Annotated in this window: 19 protein-coding genes and 4 tRNA genes; 7 read left to right on the top strand and 16 right to left on the bottom strand. The window is 45.6% G+C overall.

Annotation, left to right across the window (positions count from 1 at the left end; all coding sequences use genetic code 11):
- Positions 1 to 8 precede the first annotated feature (8 nt).
- From nrfD to nrfB, 3 genes are read right to left on the bottom strand one after another with little or no spacing between them, the layout of a single operon-like run.
- Entirely contained in the window at positions 9 to 980 is a 972-nt protein-coding gene (gene nrfD / locus H735_RS01280) for a cytochrome c nitrite reductase subunit NrfD (RefSeq protein WP_005443386.1), read from the bottom strand.
- Positions 977 to 1,663 carry a cytochrome c nitrite reductase Fe-S protein gene (nrfC, locus tag H735_RS01285; RefSeq protein ID WP_020196497.1) on the bottom strand — a complete coding sequence of 229 codons (687 nt, stop codon included), beginning with the start codon at positions 1,661 to 1,663 and terminating at the stop codon, positions 977 to 979. Before nrfC ends, nrfD begins: the two co-directional genes overlap by 4 nt.
- A gap of 1 nt (position 1,664) precedes the next feature.
- On the bottom strand, positions 1,665 to 2,267 hold the full coding sequence (gene nrfB / locus H735_RS01290) for a cytochrome c nitrite reductase pentaheme subunit (RefSeq protein WP_020196496.1): 603 nt from the start codon (positions 2,265 to 2,267) through the stop codon (positions 1,665 to 1,667).
- A gap of 451 nt (positions 2,268 to 2,718) precedes the next feature.
- Between nrfB and nrfA the strand changes: the two genes are divergently transcribed.
- The gene (nrfA, locus tag H735_RS01295) at positions 2,719 to 4,146 is read left to right on the top strand and encodes an ammonia-forming nitrite reductase cytochrome c552 subunit (protein ID WP_009706899.1); all 1,428 of its coding nucleotides are present in this window, start codon (positions 2,719 to 2,721) and stop codon (positions 4,144 to 4,146) included.
- 122 nt (positions 4,147 to 4,268) lie between these two features.
- Here nrfA and H735_RS01300 read toward each other — a convergent pair whose 3' ends face one another.
- The 3 genes from H735_RS01300 to gyrA form a co-directional block, all read right to left on the bottom strand.
- Positions 4,269 to 4,823: a hypothetical protein gene (locus H735_RS01300; RefSeq protein ID WP_020196494.1), complete on the bottom strand. Its 555-nt coding sequence runs from the start codon at positions 4,821 to 4,823 to the stop codon at positions 4,269 to 4,271.
- A 42-nt stretch (positions 4,824 to 4,865) separates the two neighbouring features.
- Positions 4,866 to 5,489: a TPR domain-containing protein gene (locus H735_RS01305; protein WP_020196493.1), complete on the bottom strand. Its 624-nt coding sequence runs from the start codon at positions 5,487 to 5,489 to the stop codon at positions 4,866 to 4,868.
- Positions 5,490 to 5,610: 121 nt separating this feature from the next.
- The gene (gene gyrA / locus H735_RS01310; RefSeq protein ID WP_020196492.1) at positions 5,611 to 8,250 is read right to left on the bottom strand and encodes a DNA gyrase subunit A; all 2,640 of its coding nucleotides are present in this window, start codon (positions 8,248 to 8,250) and stop codon (positions 5,611 to 5,613) included.
- Between the two features lie 310 nt (positions 8,251 to 8,560).
- Here gyrA and ubiG point away from each other — a divergent pair, with 310 nt between their 5' ends.
- From ubiG to yfaE, 4 genes are all read left to right on the top strand, one after another.
- Positions 8,561 to 9,268 carry a bifunctional 2-polyprenyl-6-hydroxyphenol methylase/3-demethylubiquinol 3-O-methyltransferase UbiG gene (gene ubiG, locus H735_RS01315; protein ID WP_020196491.1) on the top strand — a complete coding sequence of 236 codons (708 nt, stop codon included), beginning with the start codon at positions 8,561 to 8,563 and terminating at the stop codon, positions 9,266 to 9,268.
- Between the two features lie 500 nt (positions 9,269 to 9,768).
- On the top strand, positions 9,769 to 12,051 hold the full coding sequence (nrdA, locus tag H735_RS01320) for a class 1a ribonucleoside-diphosphate reductase subunit alpha (RefSeq protein ID WP_020196490.1): 2,283 nt from the start codon (positions 9,769 to 9,771) through the stop codon (positions 12,049 to 12,051).
- Between the two features lie 81 nt (positions 12,052 to 12,132).
- A complete protein-coding gene (nrdB, locus tag H735_RS01325; RefSeq protein WP_005443372.1) occupies positions 12,133 to 13,266 on the top strand; it encodes a class Ia ribonucleoside-diphosphate reductase subunit beta in 1,134 nt (377 codons plus the stop codon).
- Complete coding sequence (gene yfaE, locus H735_RS01330; protein WP_005443370.1) at positions 13,266 to 13,544, top strand: class I ribonucleotide reductase maintenance protein YfaE; 279 nt, start codon at positions 13,266 to 13,268, stop codon at positions 13,542 to 13,544. Before nrdB ends, yfaE begins: the two co-directional genes overlap by 1 nt.
- A 77-nt stretch (positions 13,545 to 13,621) precedes the next feature.
- On the opposite strand, the gene H735_RS01335 is transcribed toward yfaE, so the two are convergent.
- Positions 13,622 to 14,854, bottom strand: a complete 1,233-nt coding sequence (locus tag H735_RS01335; protein ID WP_020196489.1) for a CinA family nicotinamide mononucleotide deamidase-related protein — start codon at positions 14,852 to 14,854, stop codon at positions 13,622 to 13,624.
- A gap of 199 nt (positions 14,855 to 15,053) precedes the next feature.
- Between H735_RS01335 and H735_RS01340 the strand changes: the two genes are divergently transcribed.
- Positions 15,054 to 15,956 (top strand): DUF3943 domain-containing protein, encoded by a 903-nt coding sequence (locus H735_RS01340; RefSeq protein WP_020196488.1) that lies wholly within the window; start codon positions 15,054 to 15,056, stop codon positions 15,954 to 15,956.
- A gap of 241 nt (positions 15,957 to 16,197) precedes the next feature.
- Positions 16,198 to 16,710, top strand: a complete 513-nt coding sequence (locus H735_RS01345; protein ID WP_020196487.1) for a glycine cleavage system transcriptional repressor — start codon at positions 16,198 to 16,200, stop codon at positions 16,708 to 16,710.
- Between the two features lie 83 nt (positions 16,711 to 16,793).
- On the opposite strand, the gene nspC is transcribed toward H735_RS01345, so the two are convergent.
- From nspC to uvrC, 9 genes are all read right to left on the bottom strand, one after another.
- The gene (gene nspC / locus H735_RS01350; protein ID WP_020196486.1) at positions 16,794 to 17,927 is read right to left on the bottom strand and encodes a carboxynorspermidine decarboxylase; all 1,134 of its coding nucleotides are present in this window, start codon (positions 17,925 to 17,927) and stop codon (positions 16,794 to 16,796) included.
- Positions 17,928 to 18,264: 337 nt separating this feature from the next.
- Positions 18,265 to 19,518 carry a carboxynorspermidine synthase gene (locus tag H735_RS01355; RefSeq protein ID WP_005443318.1) on the bottom strand — a complete coding sequence of 418 codons (1,254 nt, stop codon included), beginning with the start codon at positions 19,516 to 19,518 and terminating at the stop codon, positions 18,265 to 18,267.
- Between the two features lie 18 nt (positions 19,519 to 19,536).
- Positions 19,537 to 22,428 carry a pyridoxal phosphate-dependent class III aminotransferase gene (locus H735_RS01360; RefSeq protein ID WP_020196485.1) on the bottom strand — a complete coding sequence of 964 codons (2,892 nt, stop codon included), beginning with the start codon at positions 22,426 to 22,428 and terminating at the stop codon, positions 19,537 to 19,539.
- Positions 22,429 to 23,181: 753 nt separating this feature from the next.
- A tRNA-Gly gene (locus H735_RS01365) sits at positions 23,182 to 23,257 on the bottom strand.
- 10 nt (positions 23,258 to 23,267) lie between these two features.
- Positions 23,268 to 23,354: transfer RNA gene (locus H735_RS01370), tRNA-Leu, on the bottom strand.
- An 80-nt stretch (positions 23,355 to 23,434) separates the two neighbouring features.
- Positions 23,435 to 23,510, bottom strand: a tRNA-Gly gene (locus tag H735_RS01375).
- Positions 23,511 to 23,531: 21 nt separating this feature from the next.
- A tRNA-Cys gene (locus tag H735_RS01380) sits at positions 23,532 to 23,605 on the bottom strand.
- 401 nt (positions 23,606 to 24,006) lie between these two features.
- Positions 24,007 to 24,564 (bottom strand): CDP-diacylglycerol--glycerol-3-phosphate 3-phosphatidyltransferase, encoded by a 558-nt coding sequence (gene pgsA / locus H735_RS01385; RefSeq protein ID WP_009706909.1) that lies wholly within the window; start codon positions 24,562 to 24,564, stop codon positions 24,007 to 24,009.
- A gap of 46 nt (positions 24,565 to 24,610) precedes the next feature.
- The gene (uvrC, locus tag H735_RS01390; protein ID WP_027726783.1) at positions 24,611 to 26,443 is read right to left on the bottom strand and encodes an excinuclease ABC subunit UvrC; all 1,833 of its coding nucleotides are present in this window, start codon (positions 26,441 to 26,443) and stop codon (positions 24,611 to 24,613) included.
- Position 26,444: the final 1 nt, after the last annotated feature.

Consider the following 26,444-nt stretch of genomic DNA (forward strand, 5'->3'; position numbering starts at 1 on the left):
TTTCCCCCTTACACTATGGTCATTTGACCGGCATAGAGAATGAAAGTGCGCAGCATAAGTACGCCAACCAAGCTCAACGTCGTGACCACAAAAACGTAACTGCCTTTATGGCGCACTTCTGAAGGCGTTAACCAATTGAGAGTCAAAGGCGTAATCATGCCGATGAACACTACCCCCACCCAGAACCATTGAGCCCAGAATCCACTCGAAATAGCATTCCAAGCCGCGACTTCGTTCTGACCACCACTGAAGATCAGTCCAGTAAAGAATGTCACTAAGACAAACAGCTCAAACAACACTACTGGGCGTTCAAATCCGTGCACCCAAGACACACTTGGGCTGCTGGTCGACTCTTTAAACACCAAGATGCCAAACATCAAGCATGCTGCTGCGCCCGAGGACAAACTAGAGAACAGGAACAAGATTGGCAGTACTGGATTGTTTAGCATTGGGTAAGTCTTCAACGCAGACAATAGAAAGCCAGTGTATGCCGCAAGCACGATGGCTAAGAAGCCCAAAAACAATTCAATGGCGTTGTTGGCTTTTCCCGCCTTAATCAAAATACCATCGGCAAAATCCAGCAGCTTGCTTGGTAACTTCCCTTCACAAAAGCTGATGATTTGATGGCGGAAGATAACGCCGATCCAAACAAACAGCACTAGCATGTACACTTGGAACAAGATCACGCCCATCGACATTACCGACGTTGGGTTGTAGTAGATCATGATCTTCCAAAACTCCAAAGGCTTGGTTAAATGGAAAATCAAAATTACCAACCCAGCAATGATGCCAAATGGTGCGAGCCAAGCCATCGCTTTCATGATGCCGTTGTTTGCAGGATCACCTTCAATCACTTTGCGTTTTAGATAGATAGAAATCATCACCGCACCTGCTGACATCCCAGCAAGGAATAAGTAAATCGCGATGATCCAATCCCAGACTAACGAGTCAAAGTGGAATGCACTTTCGAAGCCGTTCATGATGACACCTCCCCTTTGCTATGCGGAATTTTGTACAGTTTAGGTTGGGTACCTAAGTGCGATTTATCGCGATAGACAACATGGCTTTCAATAGCTTTGCTCACCTCGCTAGTTGGATCATTTAAATCACCAAAGATGAGTGCTTTTGTTGGGCAAGACTCCACGCAAGCTGGCTGCTTACCTTGTGCTAGATTGGTATCACGGCAGAAGTTACATTTATCCGCAGAGTGATCGACTGGATTAAAGAAGCGCACTTGGTAAGGGCAAGCAGCAAGGCAATAACCACATCCGACACATTTCTCTTTGTGTACATCCACGATGCCGGTCGCTTCATCTTTATATGCAGCGCCTGTTGGACAAACGTATACACATGGTGGGTTATCACAGTGCTGACAGGATTCGCGAGTAAACTGGTATTCCACATCTGGGTATTCGCCAATCGGTTCACTGCGATGAATTTTAAGTCGCGTTACGCCTTCAGGGACTTTATTTACTTCGCGACAAGCATCAGTACAGGCGGTACAGCCAATACAGGCATTTTCATCATGAACCATACCCATACGTTTCGCTTGTTCACTGTTGCTGGCATAAAGAGAGGAGCTAACAACGGAAGTGCCTGCAACGCCTGTAGTTAAAATCAACGCGCCGCTGCCGGCTAAAAAGTTTCTTCTCGAACATTTCATGCTATCTCTCCTCTTCTTTGGTAAGTTCAGGTTCGACGGCAAATTCAGAGTGACAATCCACACACTGCTTGATCAGTTGTTTTCTGTCGTACGACAACGCTTTGGTTTTCGCTGCGTGTACATCGTGGCAATTTGAACAAGTGAGGTTTTTGGCGTGCACATCGTGCGTCCAGTGGCTTTCTCTCAGCTGTGTCGGTGCGTGGCAATCCACACATTGGCTGTTAGCTTTAAGAATCATGCTTGGATCAAGGAACACTTTGTCGTGTACCTCTTTCGATTGCGCGGCAGAAAACTTAATCACATCAGGCGCGCCTTCACGATGGTCGGGACCAATGTTGCTATGGCAATTGGTGCAATTAAGTTGCTTCCCTTGGCTGAGTAGAGCTTGCGGGTCATGCGAAAGGTTCAGAGTCTCTTTGGCATCCTTATGACATTGCAGACACTTGTAGTCTCGGTCACGGATCAACTCGACTTGATGACGCTCAGCTTGAGCACCTTCAATCGGCTCTGAAGAAGTCGCATGGGCGGCGATGGAGAAACCATAGATGGCAAAGACGTAGAGAAGTTTCAACATTGTCTCTATGGTCAATTTTATATTGCCCATATTGTTCTTTCCTTAGCTCGATAATAATTGATAACTATTCTCAATTATTTATTTGAGCGACAATTAATTTCCTCTGAAGATATTTTTTCAAATCTTCAAATGACATCAATTCTTATTTCGGAAAGCCACAACGCTAAACCTATATTTATAATACCTCTATTATTCATAAGGGGTAGAAACACCTGCTCAAAAAGCGAACTAAATCACCCTATTTTTAAAAAGGTTAAAAGCCCAATACATTGACGAACAAGGACTTAACCACTACCACTTTAGGGTTATATAAATTCAAACATGACTGAGATCACTGGTGTAAATTGATCTAAAACAAGACAAGATTCGCTCACTATTTCATCTATCTAATTAAGCAATACTATTAATCGTAGATCTCCAGTTCTTATTTGGAATAGCTTCTCACAACGCTGCTAATAAAAACGAATATGGAGATAACACCGTGAGCATAAAACACTGGATGAGCGCACCTATCGCGGTTGCGACCTTATTCGCCAGCCAATTATTTTTGGTCGGCGCTCCGTTGGCGGCAGAAGAAAAAGGCCTCATCGATCCTCGAAATGACGCCTTTGAACAGAACCATCCCGACCAATACCATTCTTGGAAAGCAACATCCGAAAGCGAACACATTGAAGATGCCCTAAGTGAAGACCCAAACATGGTGATCTTATGGGCTGGCTACGGCTTCGCAAAAGACTACAACAAAGCGCGTGGTCACTTTTACGCACTTGATGATGTTCGCCAAACCTTACGTACCGGTGCACCGACTGATGAAAAATCCGGCCCTATGCCAATGGCCTGTTGGAGCTGTAAAAGCCCTGACGTTGCTCGCGTGATTGATGAACGTGGTGAAGACGGTTATTTCGAAGGTAAATGGGCACGCTTAGGCTCAGAAATCGTCAACCCTATTGGTTGTTCTGACTGTCATGACACTCGCTCTGAAGAATTTAAGAAAGGCGAACCAGCACTGGCGGTAACTCGCCCTTATGTCGAGCGTGCTTTTGATACTATTGGTAAAAACTTTGATGAACAATCTCGCCTAGATAAGCAAGCATCGGTCTGCGCTCAATGTCACGTTGAATACTACTTCACCGGCCCAACTAAAGCGGTTAAGTTCCCATGGGATATGGGCACTACCGTTAATGACATGGAGAAATACTACGACGCGTTGAATTTCAAAGATTGGACGCATGCAGTATCTAAAGCTCCGATGCTAAAAGCACAACACCCAGGTTACGAAACATGGCGCGATGGCATCCATGGCAAAAACAAAGTGGTGTGTGTGGACTGTCACATGCCTAAAGTAACCAAAGAAGACGGCACGGTGTACACAGACCACAAAGTGGGTAACCCGTTTGATCGCTTCGAAGACACATGTGCACAATGTCATACCCAAACTAAAGAGCAGCTACAAGGCATCGTTTCGACTCGCAAAGCACAAGTATTGAACATGAAGCTAACCGCCGAGAAGCAAATCGTAGCGGCACACTTTGAAGCAGGCGCAGCGTGGAAAGCAGGTGCAACAGAAGCAGAGATGGAACCTATCCTACAAGATATTCGCCACGCACAATGGCGTTGGGACTACGCAATTGCTTCTCACGGTGTCCACATGCATGCTCCTGAGGTAGCACTTGAAGTACTAGGTACTGCAGTTGATCGTGCCGCTGACGCCCGTACCAAGTTGGTTCGTTTACTGGCAACCAAAGGCATTACTGACCCTGTTCAAATTCCAGATATCTCGACCAAAGCGAAAGCACAACAAGCACTGGGCATGGATATGGATAAGATGAACGCAGACAAGAAACACTTCCTAGAAACGGTGGCACCAGAATGGGATAAAGCAGCAGCTGAACGCGAAGCCACGTATTAGTCTAACTGGCAGAGGTTAATTTATAGATACAACAAGGGGCGTACTGAACGCCCCTTTTCTTTATTTCTTTATTATCTTTATTTCTTCATCCTCGATTTTATCGAGAGTAAAAATCGAATGTACTAACGACGAGGAAGCCTCGGTCTCGGTTGAATATTTGGACGTGCTTTAGGCATCTGCACATTTGGGCGAGCAACTGGGCGCTGGATCTTCGTTTCCGGTAATGCTTTTCTTTGTTGAACCTTTTCTTTTACCGCTTTGTCTTGTAAAGCCGCTGGCTCAATACGCTCCGGACGATTCTCCCACTTGGTTTGAATCTCTTGCTTTTGCTCGTCTGGCAGTGATTGCCAATGATCGTCGAGTTGGCGTTTCATGTTATCGATATTGGCGGACATATCATCGTCCTTCCAATCCTCGACTTTGTCTTTGATGGATTGCTGTTGGTCTTCATCTAAACCATTCCACCACTCTTCCAGTTTCTCTTTGTATTCGTCGTCGTTGTCGCAACAACCCGGATAGTGATAAATCCAGTAGTCGTCATGATCGTACCACCACGGATCGTAGTAACCTGAAGAATAATAAACCGAAGAGGAAGAACCAGAATGATCGGAAGAGCTACAACCCGCTAATACAGAGCCGCACAGCAAAACCAATATGCTTAGTGCCTTATTTTTCATTCGTTGCCCACCTTTCCCTCTACTGCTTATTAGATTGTACGCTTACAACAGCTCTTTTGCTTTGTTGATAGAGTTAATGATTTGCACCCTATCTAAATTTGGATCATTAGAATCTAATAATAGTACCCAAGTATCAATGGCTTCCTGAAAGCGGAATGACAGAAAATGGTCATTTGCGATCAAAGACAAAGCCGCTTCATTGTGCGGTTCTATCTGTAGAGCTTGTTCCAGAAGCAGGCTGACTTCTTGCGTCATAGATTGTTGATGGATGTAGTATAGAGTGGTCGCCTTCGCAGCAAGTTGCGTGGCACTGACAGGTTCAGTCAGTTGGATCGCGTAATCAAAACAAATCAGCGCACCGTCAAATTCACCCTCTAACAGGTAGCCCTGCCCGAGTTGGAACCACAATTCAGCGTTGTTTGGATCCTCTCGCAACTGGTCTTGAATCTCTTGCATGATGTCACGAGCAGTCATCATACGTGACATTTCTGCTTGCATCGGTTGAGGCGGAGTTTGACGCAGCAGTAAGAAGCTTGCACTGGTTATGACAAGCACTAACAGACAAAAGCCGAACCATTGGGCAGGTTTCACTTTTAATGCACTCAGTGATAAGAGGACGATGAACAAGCCCATCAAGGTGATGGCAACGAAAAACCAAACAGACATAAAGCAACCTATGAATAAATATAACGCCAGTGTACTGGTTTCTGATTTTCATTGCGTTGATACAGATACAAAAAAGCCGAGCGTTATGCTCGGCTTTCAAATTTAGCGATTTAGAAGAAGCTTACTCTTCTTCTGAACCTTCAGCTGCATCGTCAGCTGCTGACGCTTCAGGAGCTTGACCTTCTGCGCTAGCCTCTGTTGCTTCTGCTTCTTCGCCTTCTGGCAATTCAACTTCTTCAACTTCGTCGATGCGTTGTAGACCAACGACTGATTCGTCTTCAGCTGTACGGATAAGTGTCACACCTTGGGTGTTACGACCAACTTGGCTCACTTCCGCTACACGTGTACGTACTAGAGTACCAGCGTCGGTGATCATCATCATCTCGTCGCCTTCTTCTACTTGTACCGCGCCAACAACTGGACCGTTACGCTCAGAAACCTTGATAGACACAACGCCCTGAGTTGCACGGCCTTTCGTTGGGTATTCCGCTAGTTCAGTACGCTTACCGTAGCCGTTTTGTGTAACCGTTAGGATATCGCCTTCGTTAGACGGAACGATTAGAGAAACAACTTGGTCTTCGTCTGCTAGTTTCATACCGCGAACACCTGCCGCTGTACGACCCATTGCACGTACTTTGTCTTCGCTGAAGCGAACCACTTTACCGGCTTTAGAGAACAGCATGATGTCGCTATCGCCGTTTGTGATATCAACACCAATTAGTGAGTCATCATCACGTAGGTTCACAGCGATTAGGCCGTTTGAACGTACGTTTGCAAACTGGTTCAGTGGGGTCTTCTTAACCGTACCATCGCCTGTCGCCATGAAGATAAATTTCTCTGGTGAGAACTCATCAACAGGAAGAATAGCAGTGATACGTTCACCTTCCTCTAGAGGAAGAATGTTTACGATTGGCTTACCACGTGCAGTACGAGTTGCATGAGGCAATTGGTAAACTTTCAGACGGTAAGTCTTACCACGAGTTGAGAAACATAGAATGTTATCGTGAGTATTTGCAACAAGTAGACGTTCGATGAAGTCTTCATCTTTCATCTTCGTTGCACTCTTACCTTTACCACCACGACGCTGAGCTTCGTAGTCGCTTAGAATTTGGTACTTAACGTAACCTTCGTGAGACAGAGTTACTACTACGTCTTCACGAGCAATCAGCTCTTCCATGTCGATGTCATGGGTTGCTGCTGTGATTTCTGTACGACGAACATCACCGTAACCATCACGAACCGCTTCAAGTTCTTCGCGGATCACTTCCATTAGACGCTCAGTGCTTGCAAGGATGTGCATTAGCTCTGCGATTTCATCTAGAAGTGCTTTGTATTCATCAAGAATCTTCTCGTGCTCTAGACCAGTTAAGCGGTGTAGGCGAAGTTCTAGAATTGCTTGAGCTTGTGTCTCTGTTAGGTAGTACAGACCATCACGGATACCGTATTGATCTTCTAGCCATTCTGGACGTGCAGCATCAGTACCAGCACGCTCAAGCATTGAGGCTACGTTACCAAGATCCCAACCACGCGATACCAAGCCAACTTTTGCTTCTGCTGGTGTTGGTGCGTTTTTGATTAGCTCGATAACTTCATCGATGTTTGCAAGAGCAAGAGACAGTGCTTCAAGGATATGAGCACGTTCGCGCGCTTTGCGTAGTTCGAAGATAGTACGACGAGTTACAACTTCACGACGGTGGTCAACGAAGCACTTCAACATGTCTTTTAGGTTGAATAGCTGTGGCTGGCCGTTATTTAGCGCAACCATGTTGATACCGAAAGTCGTTTGAAGCTGAGTTTGTGCGTAAAGGTTGTTCAGAACCACTTCACCCACAGCGTCGCGCTTACATTCAATAACAATACGCATACCGTCTTTATCAGACTCGTCGCGTAGTGCACTGATGCCTTCTACTTTCTTATCTTTAACTAGCTCAGCGATCTTTTCGATCAAACGAGCTTTGTTTACCTGGTAAGGGATTTCAGTGACGATGATGGTTTCTTTACCATTCTTCTCCACTTCAATTTCCGCTTTTGAACGCATGTAGATCTTACCGCGACCAGTTTTGTACGCGTCTACAATGCCTTTACGACCGCTGATTAGCGCTGCCGTTGGGAAATCAGGACCAGGGATGTAATCCATTAGCTCATCAATAGTGATTTCTTCATTATTGATGAACGCAAGACAGCCATCGATCACTTCGCCAAGGTTGTGCGGTGGGATGTTGGTTGCCATACCTACCGCGATACCAGAAGCACCGTTTACCAATAGGTTAGGAATTTTAGTTGGAAGAACCGCTGGGATTTGCTCCGTACCATCATAGTTAGGTACGTAGTCCACGGTTTCTTTATCTAGGTCAGCCAGAAGTTCGTGGGCAATTTTCGCCATACGTACTTCGGTATAACGCATTGCCGCAGCAGAGTCGCCATCGATCGAGCCAAAGTTACCTTGACCATCGACCAGCATGTAACGAAGTGAGAACGGCTGAGCCATACGTACGATTGTGTCGTACACAGCGCTATCACCGTGTGGGTGATATTTACCGATTACGTCGCCAACAACACGGGCTGATTTTTTATATGGTTTGTTCCAATCGTTGCCTAGTACGTTCATCGCGAATAAAACGCGGCGGTGTACTGGTTTTAGGCCATCACGCACATCTGGAAGAGCACGACCCACGATTACTGACATCGCGTAGTCTAGGTATGAACCTCTAAGCTCATCTTCAATGTTTACGGGCGTGATCTCTTTAGCTAAATCGCTCATAGAGCCATTATCCCTCTATTATCTGATCGTAATTACGATACGTGTAAGGTGCAAAAATATAACACACAATTCATCAACGGGGCATCACTTTCCCACTCGTTTTATCAGGTTGTGAGCTTCGTTATGAGTTAAATGAAGAGAATTTGCACATTCATCCCATATCTTTATGAAAACTGACTATATTTCCACCAACACCGCTCAAAAATCTCTCCTGTAGCGATTGTGAGAAAAAGAAGCAGTTTTAACGTATCGTACCATTGGAGTATAATCACGCCTTCCAAAGGACTATTAGCGAAGCGATATAACTATCATGACAAAAGCACAAAACGTCGACCCAAGTGAAATTAAGAAATTCGAAGAGATGGCTTCTCGTTGGTGGGATTTAGAAGGCGAGTTCAAACCACTTCATCAAATTAACCCGCTTCGCTTGAACTATGTCCTAGAGAAAGCTGACGGCCTATTTGGTAAAAAAGTGCTCGATGTTGGCTGTGGCGGTGGCATCCTTGCGGAAAGCATGGCAAAAGAAGGTGCCGTCGTTACCGGTCTCGATATGGGCAAAGAGCCATTAGAAGTGGCACGTCTTCATGCTCTTGAGACAGGTACTAAGCTGACTTACATCCAAAGCACTATCGAAGACCACGCCACAGAAAATGCAGGCACTTATGATGTCGTGACTTGCATGGAGATGCTAGAGCACGTTCCTGACCCACTGTCTGTGATTCGCTCTTGCGCGGCGTTGGTGAAACCTGGTGGCCACGTATTCTTCTCTACCTTAAACCGCAACATCAAATCTTACTTATTTGCTATTGTCGGTGCCGAAAAGCTACTCAAGATTGTTCCTGAAGGCACTCATGACCATGAGAAGTTCATCAAACCGGCAGAAATGATGAAGATGATTGCCCAAACCGACCTAACTGAAATGGGTATTACAGGTTTGCACTACAACCCTCTTAACGACAGCTACAAACTCGGTCGTAATGTGGATGTAAACTACATCGTTCACACTGCTAAATACTGATTAATAGAATCATTATTGCCTAGCCAGTTTGGCGAACAGTAATATGAAATTTATTGAAAAGCGGTAGCACAGAAGCGCCGCTTTTTTTGTCAATTTCTGTAGAAAAAAAGTGCTCTAGATTCCATTTTGACCAATCTGTTTTTAACAAACAAAAACTGTCAAAGATCAAGGAAAATATTTTTACATGCGGTTATTTATGAACCGATCTGAAAAACGTAATTTTCCCCATTCAAGTCAGCCCTTTTCTCATCGGTTAGTGTTCACTTACTGATTTTTTTTATTTTGTTAGTTATCCACAAGTCATCCCAAACCTGTACCTTGAAAACTCAGGGTAATAGCACTATCTTGTAACTCGCAAACAAATGAACCCCTATATGTTGTGTTTCGACTACAATATATAGATAGACTTTGATCACAAAGCCGCCGCAAATTTTACAAGTTTTGCACATAAACAAACAAAAACACGGCTTTTATCAGTTTTCTTAGGGAAATAAAGCAGAATGAACCAACAACTTACCGTCACTAAGCGTGATGGCCGCAAAGAAACTATCGATCTGGAAAAAATCCATCGCGTTATTACGTGGGCTGCAGAAGGCCTGAATAACGTTTCGGTATCACAAGTAGAACTACGCGCTCACATCCAGTTTTACGACGGCATTACGACGACAGATATCCACGAGACTATTATCAAGTCTGCAGCAGACCTGATCTCTGAAGAGACACCGGATTACCAATACCTAGCTGCTCGCCTAGCGGTATTCCACCTACGTAAAAAAGCATACGGCCAATACGAGCCGCCAACGCTTTACAACCACGTAGCTCGTCTTGTTGATATGGGTAAGTACGATCAACACATTCTAGAAGACTACACGAAAGCTGAGCTGGACGAACTTGATGCGTACCTTGACCACAAGCGCGATCTAGATTTCTCTTACGCAGCAGTAAAACAGCTAGAAGGCAAATACTTCGTACAAAACCGTGTATCTGGTGAGATCTACGAAAGTGCGCAGTTCCTATACATCCTAGTGTCTGCTTGCCTATTCGCTAACTACCCGAAAGAAACGCGTCTTGACTACATCAAGCGTTTCTACGACGCGACATCGACATTTAAGATTTCTCTACCTACACCAATCATGTCTGGTGTACGTACCCCTACTCGTCAGTTCAGCTCATGTGTACTTATCGAGTGTGGTGATAGCCTTGATTCTATCAACGCAACAGCAAGCTCAATCGTACGTTACGTTTCTCAACGTGCTGGTATCGGTATCAACGCAGGTCGTATCCGTGCGCTAGGTTCTGAAATCCGTGGTGGTGAAGCATTCCACACAGGTTGTATCCCATTCTACAAATACTTCCAAACAGCCGTTAAGTGTTGTTCTCAAGGTGGTGTTCGTGGCGGTGCAGCGACTGTGTTCTACCCGCTGTGGCACGGTGAAGCTCGTTCGCTAATGGTTCTTAAGAACAACCGTGGTGTTGAAGAGAACCGTGTTCGTCACATGGACTACGGTGTTCAGTTGAACAAACTGATGTACCAACGCCTAGTAGAAGGTGGCAACATCACGTTGTTCTCACCATCAGACGTACCGGGCCTATACGACGCTTTCTTCGAAAACCAAGAAGAATTCGAACGTCTATACGTGAAATACGAGAACGATCCTTCAATCAAGAAAGAAACGGTTAAAGCGATCGAAATGTTCACTCTGCTAATGCAAGAGCGCGCATCAACAGGCCGTATCTACATTCAGAACGTGGACCACTGTAACACTCACAGCCCATTCGATTCAGAAGTAGCGCCAGTTCGTCAATCAAACCTATGTTTGGAAATCGCACTGCCAACTAAGCCTCTGAAAAACGTTGAAGATGATTCGGGTGAGATCGCTCTGTGTACGCTATCTGCGTTTAACCTAGGTGCTATCAAGTCTCTAGATGACTTTGAAGAACTATCTGAGCTTGTAGTACGTGCACTAGATGCACTGCTTGATTACCAAGATTACCCACTACCAGCGGCATACAAGTCGACAATGAACCGTCGTACGTTGGGTGTTGGTGTTATCAACTTCGCATACTACCTAGCGAAGAACGGCGTTAAATACTCTGACGGCACCGCAAACGGTCTAACTCACCGCACGTTTGAAGCGATTCAATACTACCTATTGAAAGCGTCTGTAGCGCTAGCAAAAGAACAAGGTAAGTGTCCTTCGTTCCACGAAACGAACTACGCGAAAGGCCTATTGCCAATCGACACTTACAAGAAAGACGTTGACCTAATCTGTGAAGAAGAACTGCACTACGATTGGGATAGCCTACGTCAAGAGATCATGGAACACGGTCTACGTAACTCAACACTGACTGCGCTAATGCCATCTGAGACCTCTTCTCAGATCTCTAACGCGACAAACGGTATTGAGCCACCACGCGGTTTCGTATCTGTTAAAGCGTCGAAAGACGGTATCTTGAAGCAAGTTGTGCCAGATTTCACTGAACTGAAAGACAACTACGAACTGCTTTGGAACATCGGTTCTAACGACGGTTACCTACACCTTGTGGGCATCATGCAGAAATTCGTTGACCAAGCGATCTCTGCAAACACAAACTACGACCCTTCTGGTTACGAGAGCGGTAAGGTTCCAATGAAGAAACTTCTTCAAGACCTTCTAACTGCGTACAAGTTTGGTGTGAAGACACTTTACTACCACAACACTCGTGACGGCGCGAAAGACGACCAGAAAGACGCAGTTCAACCACAAGATGACGATTGTGCAGGCGGCGGTTGTAAGATTTAATCTTACCCACCCTAACAATCCGTAGAAACAAACAATCGAACACCTCCCCGCTTGGGGAGGTCTAAAAGGAATTGAGGCATTATGGCTTACAGTACTTTTAACCAGAACAAAAACGACCAACTAAAGGAACCAATGTTCTTAGGTCAATCAGTGAACGTTGCTCGTTACGACCAACAAAAATTCGAGATCTTCGAAAAGCTAATCGAAAAGCAATTGTCTTTCTTCTGGCGTCCGGAAGAAGTGGACGTATCAAGCGATCGCATCGATTACAACAAGCTACCAGACCACGAGAAGCACATCTTCATCTCAAACTTGAAGTACCAAACGCTGCTTGACTCAATTCAAGGTCGTAGCCCAAACGTGGCGCTGCTACCGCTTGTTTCTCTGCCTGAGCTAGAAACTTGGATCGAGACTTGGTCTTTCTCTGAAACGATTCACTCTCGTTCATACACACACATCATCCGTAACATCGTGAATGATCCAAGTGTGGTATTTGACGACATCGTTGAAAACGAACACATCCTAAAGCGCGCTAAAGACATCGCACACTACTACGATGACCTAATCCAAGCGACAAATGACTACCACCGTTACGGTGAAGGTGAGCACGTTCTGAACGGCGAAACGGTTAAAGTTAGCCTGTACGACCTGAAGAAGAAACTGTACGTGTGTCTGATGTCAGTAAACGCGCTAGAAGCAATCCGCTTCTACGTAAGTTTTGCTTGTTCATTCGCTTTCGCAGAGCGCGAGCTAATGGAAGGTAACGCGAAAATCATCAAGCTGATCGCTCGTGATGAAGCCCTTCACCTGAACGGAACACAACACATGATCAACTTGCTACGTAACGGCCAAGATGACTTCACATTCATGCAAATCGCTGAAGAAGCAAAACAAGACTGTTTTGATCTTTTCAAAGAAGCGGCTGAGCAAGAAAAAGAATGGGCAGAATACCTATTCAAAGACGGTTCAATGATCGGCTTGAACAAGGACATCCTGAGCCAGTACGTTGAGTACATCACCAACATCCGTATGCAAGCGGTAGGTCTACCAATGGCATACCCGGAAGCAACTTCGAACCCAATCCCATGGATCAACGCTTGGTTGTCATCGGATAACGTTCAGGTTGCACCACAGGAAGCAGAAATTTCATCTTACCTTGTTGGTCAGATTGACAACGAAGTAAGCGCAGACGACTTCGAAGGATTTGAGCTGTAATGCCAAGCATCAAAATCAACAAACTCGTCAGCATTGAGTCCAATCCATCCAATACAATTTTGGAAACGATGGAACAAGCGGGCTTACTCCCTGAATACAACTGCCGTGACGGACACTGTGGTGCTTGCCGCTGTAAGCTAGAGTCAGGTGAAGTAGAGTATGTTGGTTTTGCTATGGCTTATACCCAGCCAGATGAGATTTTGCCATGTATTTGCAAAGCGAAATCCAGTGTTTCGCTCAGTGGTGTGAACTACGCGATGAAAGAGAAACGCGCGTAGATTTAGCAGCAGTGAATACTAAAAAGCCAAGGCATGTGCCTTGGCTTTTTGTTATCTGCCGTTTTAAAGCAACAGTATTAGAGTGCGCTGCTCGGAATGTGCATCTCTTTCACTTTCTCTAAGAAAGCGTATTGCGCTGACATTGGCTTTCGCTCCAAATAACGGCGCAACATATCTAATGCCACCGCACTGATGACTTTGACTTGATCATCGCGTTGATATTTTCTCGATAGCTTGTACAACGCCCCCCACTCTCCCGTAGAAGTGGAAAGTGCGACAGAGAAAACGCCCTCATCAAGCTTACCTGTGACTAACGCTAAATCAGTACCACACTTCTCACGCGTCGCCCCCGCCAGCGCAAACGTCGCCGCTAACGGATCACCTTCGTCTGTAATGGTTTGGCTCTGACCTGCTAATACCCAGCCATGACCAAATTGCTTTTCAACGTTTTCATCACCGTTAAGCCAATAAGTTAAGTGCCCTGCACTGCTCTTCTCTGAAACAGACAAGGTTAATCCTTTATCCACCAGCAGTTGACCTACATGGTCGACCATTGGCATATCGACACTCACCGTATTGCTTTCAAGGTGCTTGTGGATTATCTGCATGAGCTTCATGCGCTGCTCTACTTGATTGGATGGACCAAACAGCTTCACTTCAATAAAAGGTAAATACGAGCGATAGCCAAGCTCATAACCTTGTGGCAGTTTCATTTGGTCAAGCTTATCTGAAATACCAGACTCCGACAGACCAAAGGTATAAATTCGACTGCAAGACGAACTTTCGACTTCAGGGAACAGTTTTTTCAAATCTGGCAAAATTTGCGTTTCTGCCATCAGCTTAAATTCGCTTGGTACGCCAGGGGTAAAATAAAAGACGGCATCATTGATCAGCATCTTAAAACCACAAGCAGTCCCAATTGGGTTATCTACGATTTCTGCCGTCTCTGGCAACATCGCTTGTTTTAGGTTGCTGTCTGGCATTGGAATACCACGACGCGCATACATTGCCTCTAGATGCTCTAACCAATCTTTGAACAACACAAGCTTACACTCAGCGGCTTTTGCTGCCGCCGCCGCACTCATGTCATCGGTGGTTGGTCCTAAGCCACCATTAACGATGACCACATCGTTATTGAAGCTGAGCATTAGGAATTCTTCAATTAGACTCGACTGCTTGTCACCAACGGTTGAGCGTTTCGTTAAGCCAAATCCATGCTGATAAAATAAGCTCGACAGCCAAGCAGCATTTGTATCAACAATATCACCGTGAAGGACTTCTTCACCGGTACTAAGCATAGCAATTTTCACAACTGACTCCTGAAAATAGGCAAAATCCACATTTTTTCGACATTGTGCCTATATCGTTTTCATTTTATTAGACTAATCTCTTAGTTAATTTGTTGAGATTAAATGTAGGTCAAGTATTTAAATGGCTGTTCTTTTAAGGGATAATTGTGAGCCCGATCATCAAACCAACAACTCGGAGACCTCTGTGTCAAAATCATCCATGTTCAAGAAAACTCTAAGTGGTCTTGTTCTGACTGCGTCAGCTGCGGCGAACGCGAGCCAGTACGATATGAGTAACCATATCGAGTTCTCTTACACGCCTGATTGCCTGTCAGGTTACTGCGAAACGACTACTCTGTATAGCTTTGAGCCACAAAATCCTCGCTATGCGATGGGGTTGGATAGCGATGATTCCTTAAATCTCGACGCAGGTCTTCAACCAAAGCACATGATCGTGCCAAAAGACAAAGATTGGGATTACCTAATGGGTCAAACTTATACCATTCTCGGTTTGAGTGTGGCGACTGTTGGTTTGATGACGTTGCTACCAGAAAGCATTACTAAATGGGACGAAGAAGACCGTGACATGAGTAAGCTCGGTAGTAAGTGGAAAGATAATGTTTCAGACGGTCCAGTTTGGGATCGTGATGAACACTTCCTAAACTACATCATGCACCCTTACTTTGGTGGTGTTTACTACACAGCGGCGCGTCACGCGGGTTACAATGAGTTTGAATCGTTCCTATACTCAGCGACCATGTCGACTTTCTTCTGGGAATACGGTGTCGAAGCGTTTGCTGAAGTCCCATCATGGCAAGACTTGTTTATTACTCCATTTTTTGGTGCCGTGGTAGGTGAAATGATGCTAACAGCCGAGCAAGACATTATTGCCGGCGGCGGTGAAGTGATGGGTTCAGAGACAATGGGTGATGTATCTCTGTTCTTCCTAAACCCTGTAGGTCATATCCACTATTGGGTATCCGACGCTTGGGGCGGTAGCGCAGAATTCCAGTTCAGCTCGTCTCCATGGTTCGGCAACCAAGATGCCGCGAAATTCGCGATGGACGCTGGCGCAAGCTACGATAACGTCTTCTACGGTTTCGAAATGAAGGTAACCTTCTAAAACCAAACATTTAAGAAGCAGCTCACGGGCTGCTTTTTTTGTGCCCCAAGCATAGTTTTCATTATTTGCATCACGAATTAGTGTCAAAAATTGACCTTCGTCAAACATAACCCTCCCCCAGCACCTACACTAAAATTAAGGAAAAATTCCAATAACTTAAGTTCTTAAACCTTAAGCTCAAATCACTACAGCGATACGTCTAACCGTGCCGCACCCAAACCTTATTCCGGGAGGGGACATTATGAACACAGTGTTTATCGTTAATTTTGTTGGTCAGGCATCACCCGCGACCATTAAACAGCTAGCAGCGGTTACACATGAAAACGACGGCAAATGGTTAATCAGTAAAGTGAACTTTATTGAGGATCAGGTCGCCGGTGTTATCAAGGTTGAACTTCCTGAAAAGAACGTAGATATCGTTAAAGACGCGTTCTCTGCTTGCCAAACATTGGTAGTGAGATTTGTTGATTCAGAACCGCATGCTCACGCTCAAGAGACGGTTTTTCAACTGCGTCTGGATGCCAACGACCGAGCTGGTATCGTCAATGAAATCACTCATGTCCTTGACGGTCAAGGTATCTCTATTCTTGATATGGACTGCCAACGTGTGTTTATTGCTGGCGGCGGCGGTGTTAGCTCAAGTCTATTCAGTGCAAAAATGGCGATTAAGTTGCCAAGTGAGTTAGGCATTGATGACGTAGCGAATGAGCTAGAAGCACTAAGTGAAGATACGCGCGTTATTGTAGAAGGTTAACACGCTGTGCCTACTCTTTCATCCAGTAAAAAGAGCAGCGTTATATGCTGCTCTTTTTCGTTTTGTCTTGGACAATTTGGTGGTTACTTCACTGTCCATTGAGACAACGAACGTTTGAAATCTGAGTAATCGAAGTCGTTCAGTTTTTGAATCTCGCCGCTTGAACGCTCGCAGTACACAGACGGCATACGTAGACCATTAAACCAGTTCAACTTCACCATGGTGTATCCCGCACTATCCAGAATATGCAGACGTTGACCAATCTCTAGTGGTTGCTCAAAGTTCGCCACACAGAACTGATCACCAGCCAGACAAGAACATGAACCAATGACGTATTCATGCTCGCCGTTTTCAGACGCTTCCAGAATTGACGCTGGCTCGTTGTAAATCAAGGTATCTAGTCTGTGCGCTTCCGTTGCCGAATCCACAATCGCTGTCTTCTTCACGTTCTCAACGATATCTACCACAGTCACGACAAGATCCGTGGTCTTGGTAATGATGGCTTCACCCGGCTCTAGGTACATTTGCACACCATGTTTTTCTGAGAAAGCTTTTAGCGCAAGACCTAGCTTCTCGATGTCGTAGCCCGGCCATGTGAAGAATACACCACCGCCCATGCTTACCCAGTCTAGCTTGTTTAGGTACTCGCCAAACTGATCTGAGATTGAATCAAGCAAGCCGATAAATGCGTCTACGTCTTTGTTCTCACAGTTCATGTGGAACATCACGCCATCAATACCATCGAAAATTTCTGGCTTGATGTGGTCAGCTTGCACGCCCAAACGAGAGTATTGGCGTGCTGGGTTCGCTAAATCTTGACCCGCGTAGCTTACACCTGGGTTTAAGCGCAAACCAATTGATGCTTTACCTTCAACAATATGACGGTATGCCGCCAGCTGTGACTGAGAGTTGAAGATCATCTTGTCGCAGATATCTGCTACTTCACGAACATCATCTTCGCTATAACCCACGCTGTATGCGTGCGTCTCACCACCAAAAGTCTCGTAGCCAAGCTTTACTTCAAACGGGCCAGAGCTGGTTGTCCCGTCTAGGTAAGGCTTGATGATGTCGAACACACCCCATGTTGAGAAGCACTTCAGTGCCAACACCAGCTTCACACCAGAGATATCTTTCAGTTGTTTTGCTTTCTCTAAGTTCTCAACCAACTTGTCTTCATTGATCATGAAGTACGGGGTTTTCAGTTGTTCTTTGCTCATAACTAACCATTTATCAACGATTAACCCCCTCTAACTCCCCCTTAGAAAGGGGGAGGATTAAACCAAGCCACCTCTACTCTTGCCAAAAAAGTGGAGAGATTGAAGCCACGATCAGTCTGTTTCTGCTACTCCCCTTAAAAAGGAAAGTGGAAACTGTACTCGGTTTGCCTCAACTTCCCCCCTTTTAAAAGTGGAAGATTTGAAACTAAGCTCGGCCTTTCTTTGCTCCTCCCCTTTTCAAGGGGAGGCTGGGAGGGGTTAACCTTAAATACAACAAAAGCAGCCACGGCTTCACGCCATGACTGCTCGAGTAATCTAAATAAGTTTGACGTTAAACTTATTTGTTCAGTTCGTGAATCAGCGGCAAACCTTGACCGGCTTCTAATTCCTGAACATGCCAATCAAGACCGATGGTTGGCATTGTTTCTAGGAACGGGTCTGGGTTTAGCTGTTCCATGTTGAACACACCTTTATCTGCCCATTCGCCACGGAAGAATTGCAGCGCTGCAGTGATAGCAGGAACACCCGTAGTGTAAGAGATCGCTTGGTGTTCTACATCTTCGTAAGCCACTTCGTGGTCTGCGTTGTTGTAGATAAACACGCTACGCTCTTTACCGTCTTTCTTACCTTGAACCCAAGTACCGATACACGTTAGGCCCGTGTAGCCCGGTGCTAGAGACGTTGGATCTGGCAGCATCGCTTTTAGTACGTGAAGAGGTTGTACGACTGTACCATCGTGTAGCGTTAATGGTTCTGGGCTCAATAGGCCGATATCACGCATTACATTGAAGTAGTTTAGGTAACGGTCACCGAAACCCATCCAGAATTCAATGCGTTTAGCAGGGATGAACTCTTTCATTGAGCGAACTTCATCGTGCGCCATTGAGTACACTTTGTGTGAACCACAATTCGGGAAATCGAACTCTAGCATACGAGAGTGACAAGGTACTTGTTTCCACTCGCCGTTTTCCCAGTAGAACGAATCGCCTTGGATCTCAAGCATGTTCGTTTCTGGGTCAAAGTTCGTCGCAAACTTCTTACCGTGATCGCCTGCGTTCACGTCCATTACGTCAATCGTGTCGATTTCATCAAACAGATGCTTCACTGCATACGCCGCGAATACTGATACTACGCCTGGATCGAAACCCGCGCCTAGGATACCCGTGATGCCCGCTTCTTCGAACTTCTCACGGTAGCCCCACTGCCAATCGTAAGCTTCAGGAACCTGCTGACCTTCAGAACATAGGTCAACCGCTACTGATGTATCTAAGTATGAAACTTTTGCTCGGTAACACGCTTCCATGATTGGCATGTTAACCCACGGAGGACCCGCGTTGATCACTAGATCCGGTTTTACTTCTTCAATAAGAGCAACCAGAGAATCTACGTCGTCAGCATTCACTGCACGCGCGTCTAGTTTCTTAGCTGAATCTTTCAGGTTGTTTTTCTTCTGAATCGATTCGATGATCTTCTCACACTTACCGATAGTACGTGATGCGATTGTGATATCACCCAGAACGTCGTTGTTTTGTGCTGCTTTATGTGCAACAACCCAGCCAACGCCGCCTGCACCAATCTGTAGAACTGCCATAGTTTTCCGTTACCTTTATTAAACTAGCTCAACTGCTAGCGTGTTGATTTTCAAGAGCAAAGATTCAAAGTCCGCTGTCGTTAGACAAGGATTCAAAATCGTAAATTTAAGAGCGGTTTTACCATCAACGATGGTTTCACCAAGTACCGCGATACCACGAGTTAACGCTTCAAGACGCAATGCTTTGTTCAGTTCATCTAAATCTGCAGATGCGTTGTTTGTGCGTACATTAGTTGCGCGGAATAGAACCGTTGAAAGTGCAGGTTCAGCAAGAAGTTCAAACTGCTCGTGGTTGCGAACCATGTCGGCAACTTGCTGCGTTTGTACCAATAAGTGATCGTACATATCGCCAAGTGCCTTAGGACCAACGTTTTGCATCGTCATAAAAACTTTCAATGCATCAAAACGCTTCGTCGTTGCGATAGATTTGTCGACCAAGTTTGGTAGCTCATCATGTTCACGGTTTAGGTAGTCAGCATGATGAAGCAGGAACTTAAAGTTCGACTTGTCGTTCACCAGCAATGCGCCACAGCTGATTGTTTGGTAAAACAGTTTGTGGAAGTCGACACTGATCGAGTGTGCACGCTCTACACCTTTCAGGCGTGATTTGTGGCTGCTAAGAATCAATGCGCCACCGTAAGCACCATCCACGTGCATCCACATCTCATGTTTCGCTGCCATATCAGCAATGAAATCAAGATCGTCAATTGCGCCGTGATCGGTCGTACCCGCGGTGCCAACAATAGCGAATGGAATCAAACCTTCTGCTTTTGCCTGAGTTAGAACGTGATCTAACTGAGTAATGTCCATTGTGCCGTCAGCGTTCGCATCGACGGTCATCACGGCTTTCTCACCCAGTCCCATCCAAGATGCTGACTTTTGAACCGTGAAGTGCGATTTCTTCGAACATACGATACGAAGTTTGTCCGCGTATTCTGGAAGACCCAGCTTCTGAATTGAGTGGTTACTTAGCTTGTCAGCAATCCAGTCACGCGCCAGCATTAGGCCCATTTGGTTGCTTTGTGTGCCACCGCTAGTGAAAATGCCATCCGCCTTCTCACCAAGCTCGTACTTGTCACACAGCCAGTTAATTACCTTCTGCTCAACGTAAGTCGCAGACGATGCTTGATCCCACGAATCCATTGATTGGTTCAACGCTGCAATCATCGCTTCTGCCGCTACCGCAGGCATGAGAGGAGGCGTATGTAGGTGAGCAATGCAATCTGGGTGCTGAGTGAAAATCGCATTCTTCGCAACAAGCTCTGCTGCTTCATCAATCACTGACTTTAACGATGCGTTTTTGTTATCCAGATCGACCGCGTTAATCGCCGCTTCCAGCAATTTAGGATCCATTCCCGAGTATGGGGCATTCACCTGCTCAAACACCGACTTCATTGCTACAGTCATATGATTCATCACAGATGCAAACTCAGTGCCACCAAGTTCACCGGTTTGAATAAAGTGCTTTTTCCACTCTTCTTGTGGGTCTGCTTCAACGTGGCTACCGCCTGCAGCGATAATTGCGTCTTCCAGAACACGAAGTGCAAAGTCAATTTGCTCGAAAGCAATGATAAGCGGAGGAAGGAAACGAATGACGGAACCGTCGCGGCCGCCCTTCTCTACCATCAATCCACGCTCAAGCGCCGCACGTTGGATAGCAAGAGTAAGTTGGCCATCTGACAAAGGTTCACCAAACTTGTTTAGCTCGCCACTTGGATGTTTAATCTCAACGCCAAGCATCAAACCTTTGCCGCGTACGTCTGCAATACAGTTTACGCGTTTTTGAATGCTCTCAAGACCAAAACGAAGGTATTGACCTGCAACATTGGCGTGCTCAACAAGGTTGTCACGTTGAATGATTTCTAATGCTTTCGCACCTGACACCATTGCAAGTTGGTTACCACGGAAAGTGCCGGTGTGTTCACCTGGCTTCCATGTATCATGTTGCTTGTTGATCACCAATAGTGACATTGGCAAGCCACCACCGATCGCTTTAGACAAACACAAAATATCAGGAACAATGCCCGCTTCTTCGAATGCGAAGTTGTAGCCCGACTTACCAACACCACATTGAATTTCATCAAAAATCAGTAGGATACCGTGATCGTCACAGATGCGGCGCAGCTCACGTAGCCAGAATGCAGGCGCAGGGATCACACCACCCTCACCTTGTACTGGCTCTACAATGATTGCAGCCGGCTTCATGATGCCTGCTTCGTCGTCGTTCAGTAGACGCTCGATGTAGCGGATGCTTGCTTTCGCACCTTCATCTCCACCTAGACCAAACGGACAACGCAAGCTGTAAGGAAATGGCATAAAGTGCACGTCTGACATCAAGCCTGTACGACGAGCTTTGGTGCCCAAGTTCCCCATCATACCCATGGTGCCGTTCGTCATACCGTGGTAGGCACCGCGGAAAGCGAACATGGTGTTACGACCTGTGGTTTGTTTGGCAAGTTTGATTGCTGCCTCAACCGCGTCTGCACCTGAAGGGCCACAGAACTGAATCACACAGTTGTCGCTCAGCTCTTGCGGTAAAAAGCCTTTAACAGACTTGATGAAATGCGTTTTCGCAGACGTTGCGATATCCAGAGTCTGGTACGGCAAACCAGAATCCAATTGTTCTTTTAGCGCTTGGTTAATCTCTGGGTGGTTATAACCCAAAGCCAATGTACCCGCACCAGCAAGACAATCTAGGAAGATTTGACCACGCGTATCTTCAACCAAACAACCATAAGCTTGCTTAATCGCAATTGGTAGACGACGTGGGTAAGAACGAACCTCAGATTCATGCTCTGCTTGTTCGATAAGAACTTGATCAGGCGTTAAATCGTAGATTCCTTCAACAACAGGAACCTGGGAGGAAAAGTAATTTGCGATAGTGTTATCGACTTCAAAGGCAGTGCTCATACTACATAATCCCTTGAATTATAATGATTCTCTTTCCTGTATTTATTCTCGTTAGTATTAAATAACAGGAGATATAGATACACCTCCGCATTCGTCATCGATTAAATGACAAATACAGATAACCCGTCACGACGAGCGTGACTTTTTATTTTGATTGGGGAGTAATCAAGGTTCCGTAATGCACCCGTTTTGTAAAACAGGACATTTCGGCAGTATGAAGCTGATTAGTGTGTGTTTGTTTAAAGGTTTCAATGTTGGGTTTCCCATTAACATGCTGTTTCTTACAGCACTAGTATCCCGTCTATCGACAAATGGCTTTGCCGATACCTACCCTACGTAGTGTCACAATCAGCTTGAATGTTCACTACGCGTATCCCCCAGAGAATCAAAGTCGTAATAATACGCTCCGAGATTGCGCGCGAATTTATCACAAACTAAAATCTTCTGGCAATATGTTTTCACAGGTTGCATATTGATTGAGATCACAATCACAGCAAACGTTTACTCAGTTCATTTTCCGTAATATTGATATCTATCGCAGAAATTAGCGTCAGAAGTGGATCATCTGAAATGCTCAAAGGAAGTATGATGAAGCAGCTAAGGAAACATGGGAAACCCTAAAACTACTATTGAAGATGTGACAAACCGATTCTGATCAGCGGTGTGAAGCTCAACGGATGAGCAAAGTGAGCTCATTGAAGTTGAATCGATAGAAACGAAAACGCCCAGCATAAATGCTGGGCTTTCCGAATCTGGAGCGACACACGAGGTTCGAACTCGTGACCTCAACCTTGGCAAGGTTGCGCTCTACCAACTGAGCTAGTGTCGCAGATTTGAGATGGTGCCCCGGGCCGGACTTGAACCGGCACAACGCGAACGTCGAGGGATTTTAAATCCCTTGTGTCTACCAATTCCACCACCAGGGCACACAAATTTCTTTGTGATGCCTTTACAGAAAAGTAAAACACCATCATCTGATACCGCTTAACGCCATATCATTTTTATTTGGAGCGACACACGAGGTTCGAACTCGTGACCTCAACCTTGGCAAGGTTGCGCTCTACCAACTGAGCTAGTGTCGCATTCATTCTACAAGAGAATAATGGAGGCGCCTCCCGGAGTCGAACCGAGGTCCACGGATTTGCAATCCGCTGCATAGCCACTCTGCCAAGGCGCCTCATTTGTGAAGTAAGCATTGCTTCTTTTACCACCCTTTCAAGCTGTGCTCTCTTGGGTACGGAATGCATTCTACGGATTCGGACGATCGAGTCAACACTATTTTTATTTTTTTAAATCGTTTGACCAGAATTTGTGCGAAAGACGGTAAATTGATTAGTTTTAATACTGAGATTAGCCCAAATACTCTTGTTTATCATGAATATCGAGCTACACCTTTCACCTATTCTGTGGCGTTCCTTCTTGTATTAACTATCGATAATTAAAGGAACAAACCGCACTAAGCGTTTAGTTGGATTAAAAACAAGACTCATGTCACATTTTTCTTCATCACAAATCCGAGGCATAAAAAAAGCAGGCTATATCGCCTGCTTCTTAAAATGCTATTTATGTGTTGTTTGATTAATGGTGCTCTTCGTTAAGCAAATCATCTTTCGCCGCCGCTAAGTATTGAACCATTGACCAATACGTTAGGAAAGTCGCGATATAAAGAGCGCCAAAGCCTAGCCATACCATCCAATCATCGTAACGCCAGATCAATACCCACAATGCGAACATTTGAGACACGGTTTTCACTTTACCGACCCAAGAAACCGCGACACTGGCTCGTTTGCCGATTTCTGCCATCCATTCACGCAATGCAGAGATGATGATTTCTCGCGCTATCATAGTTACCGCAGGAATGGTTACCCAAATCGTGTGGTAGTGCTCCGTAATCATAATCAGAGCAGTGGCGACTAAGACCTTATCAGCGACTGGGTCGATGAAGGCACCAAAACGAGAGGTTTGGCCTAACTTACGAGCTAGCATGCCGTCTAACCAATCGGTAAACCCTGCAACCCAGAAAACCATTGCTGCTGCAAAAGGAGCCCAAGAGTAAGGTAGATAGAAAACAACCACAAAAACTGGGATTAGGAACAGTCTTAGTAGAGATAGAATGTTCGGGATATTCAAACGCATTTTATTATTCTCTTACACATTGCGGCTTAATGTTGCGGGATTTTCCTTATTGTTTCAATGCTTGGAAAATAATTTCTGCCAAAGAGTGACTAATTCCCGGTACTTTGGCGATTTCTTCGACACTTGCACGCTTTAATTCCTGTAAACCACCCATGTATTTGAGCAAAGCTTGACGACGTTTTGGTCCAACGCCTTCAATTCCCTCTAAAGCACTGGTGCGACGCGTTTTTCCACGTTTCGCTCTGTGCCCTGCGATGGCATGGTTATGGCTCTCATCTCGAATATGTTGGATCAGGTGCAACGCTGGTGCATCACTTGGCAAGTTGAATTCTTCACCATCTACGGTAATTAAGGTTTCAAGACCTGGTTTACGTGTCACCCCTTTTGCAATACCAATCATAGTCGGACGCTTTGGCCAATCTCCCCAGTACTGCGAAATGATTTCATGAGCACGATTCAGCTGCCCTTTGCCACCATCGATAAAAATAATGTCAGGTATCTTCTCTACATCAAGTTGCTTCGAATAGCGGCGCTCTAATGCCTGTCCCATCGCTGCGTAATCATCACCACCCGTAATGCCTGTGATGTTGTAGCGACGATACTCTTGCTTGACTGGACCTTCACTGTTGAACACCACACAGGAAGCAATAGTGCTCTCGCCCATCGTATGCGAGATATCGAAACACTCCATCCGAGCGATGGTTTCCATACCCAAGACTTCTCTCAGTGCTTTGAAACGCTGATTGATGGTCATCTTGTGATTGATCTTAGTGGTAATCGCCGTCAACGCATTGGTATTGGACAACTTGAGGTAACGACCGCGCGACCCTGTCGGTGAGGTGTGGAATTGAACCTTACGCCCCGCTACTTCACTCAGAGCTTGCTGAATAGGCTCTATATCGCCACCTAGCTCTTGATTCAAGATAATGCGAGAAGGAATAGTACGCGCCTCGTTATGGCTTAAGTAGTACTGAGTAAGAAAGCTATCAAACACTTCTTGCTGACTGGTGTTCTGTGGAATCTTAGGGAAGTGACTGCGACTGCCTAACACTTTACCCTGACGAATCATCAAGATATGGATACAAGCAATGCCGTTTTCTTGGGCAAAACCAAGCACGTCCATATCATCCATGCTGTCTTCTGAAACGTACTGCTGTTCTTGTACGCGTCGAATCGCTTGGATCTGGTCACGGAATTTAGCCGCATCTTCAAAACGAAGTTGTTGGCTTGCCACTTCCATCTTCTCAATAAGCTGCTCAAGTACTTGCTTATCTTTACCCTGTAAAAACAAACGAACAAAGCCCACCAGCTCAGCGTATTCTTCATCAGAAATAATCGTGCTCACGCATGGGCCCGCACAGCGACCAATTTGATACATCAAACATGGACGCGTTCGGTTGGAGTACACTGTGTCTTCACACTGGCGAACAGGGAGGGTTTTCTGCAAAAGGTGCAAGGTTTCTCGTACCGCGCCAGAATCTGGATACGGCCCGAAGTATTCACCTTTGCGCTTTTTCGCACCACGATGCATAGACAATCGAGGATGTTTGTGACCGCTAATGAAAATATAAGGGTACGATTTATCGTCACGCAGAAGTACGTTGTATTTCGGTAAGTATTGCTTGATGTAGTTGTGCTCAAGGATGAGCGCTTCCGTCTCGGTATGAGTGACCGTGACATCAATCTTAGCAATATTGCTTACGAGGGCGCGCGTTTTCTCGCTATCTACTTTTTTACGAAAGTAGCTTGAGAGGCGCTTTTTGAGATCTTTGGCTTTGCCTACATAAATGACAACAGCCTCGGCGTTGTACATTCTGTAAACGCCGGGCTGATGAGTTACCGTCTTGAGAAAGGAAGCCGAATCGAAGGGTTGATTCACA

The sequence above is a fragment of the Vibrio owensii CAIM 1854 = LMG 25443 genome (assembly GCF_000817815.1).
In the GTDB taxonomy this organism is placed as follows: Bacteria; Pseudomonadota; Gammaproteobacteria; order Enterobacterales; family Vibrionaceae; genus Vibrio; species Vibrio owensii.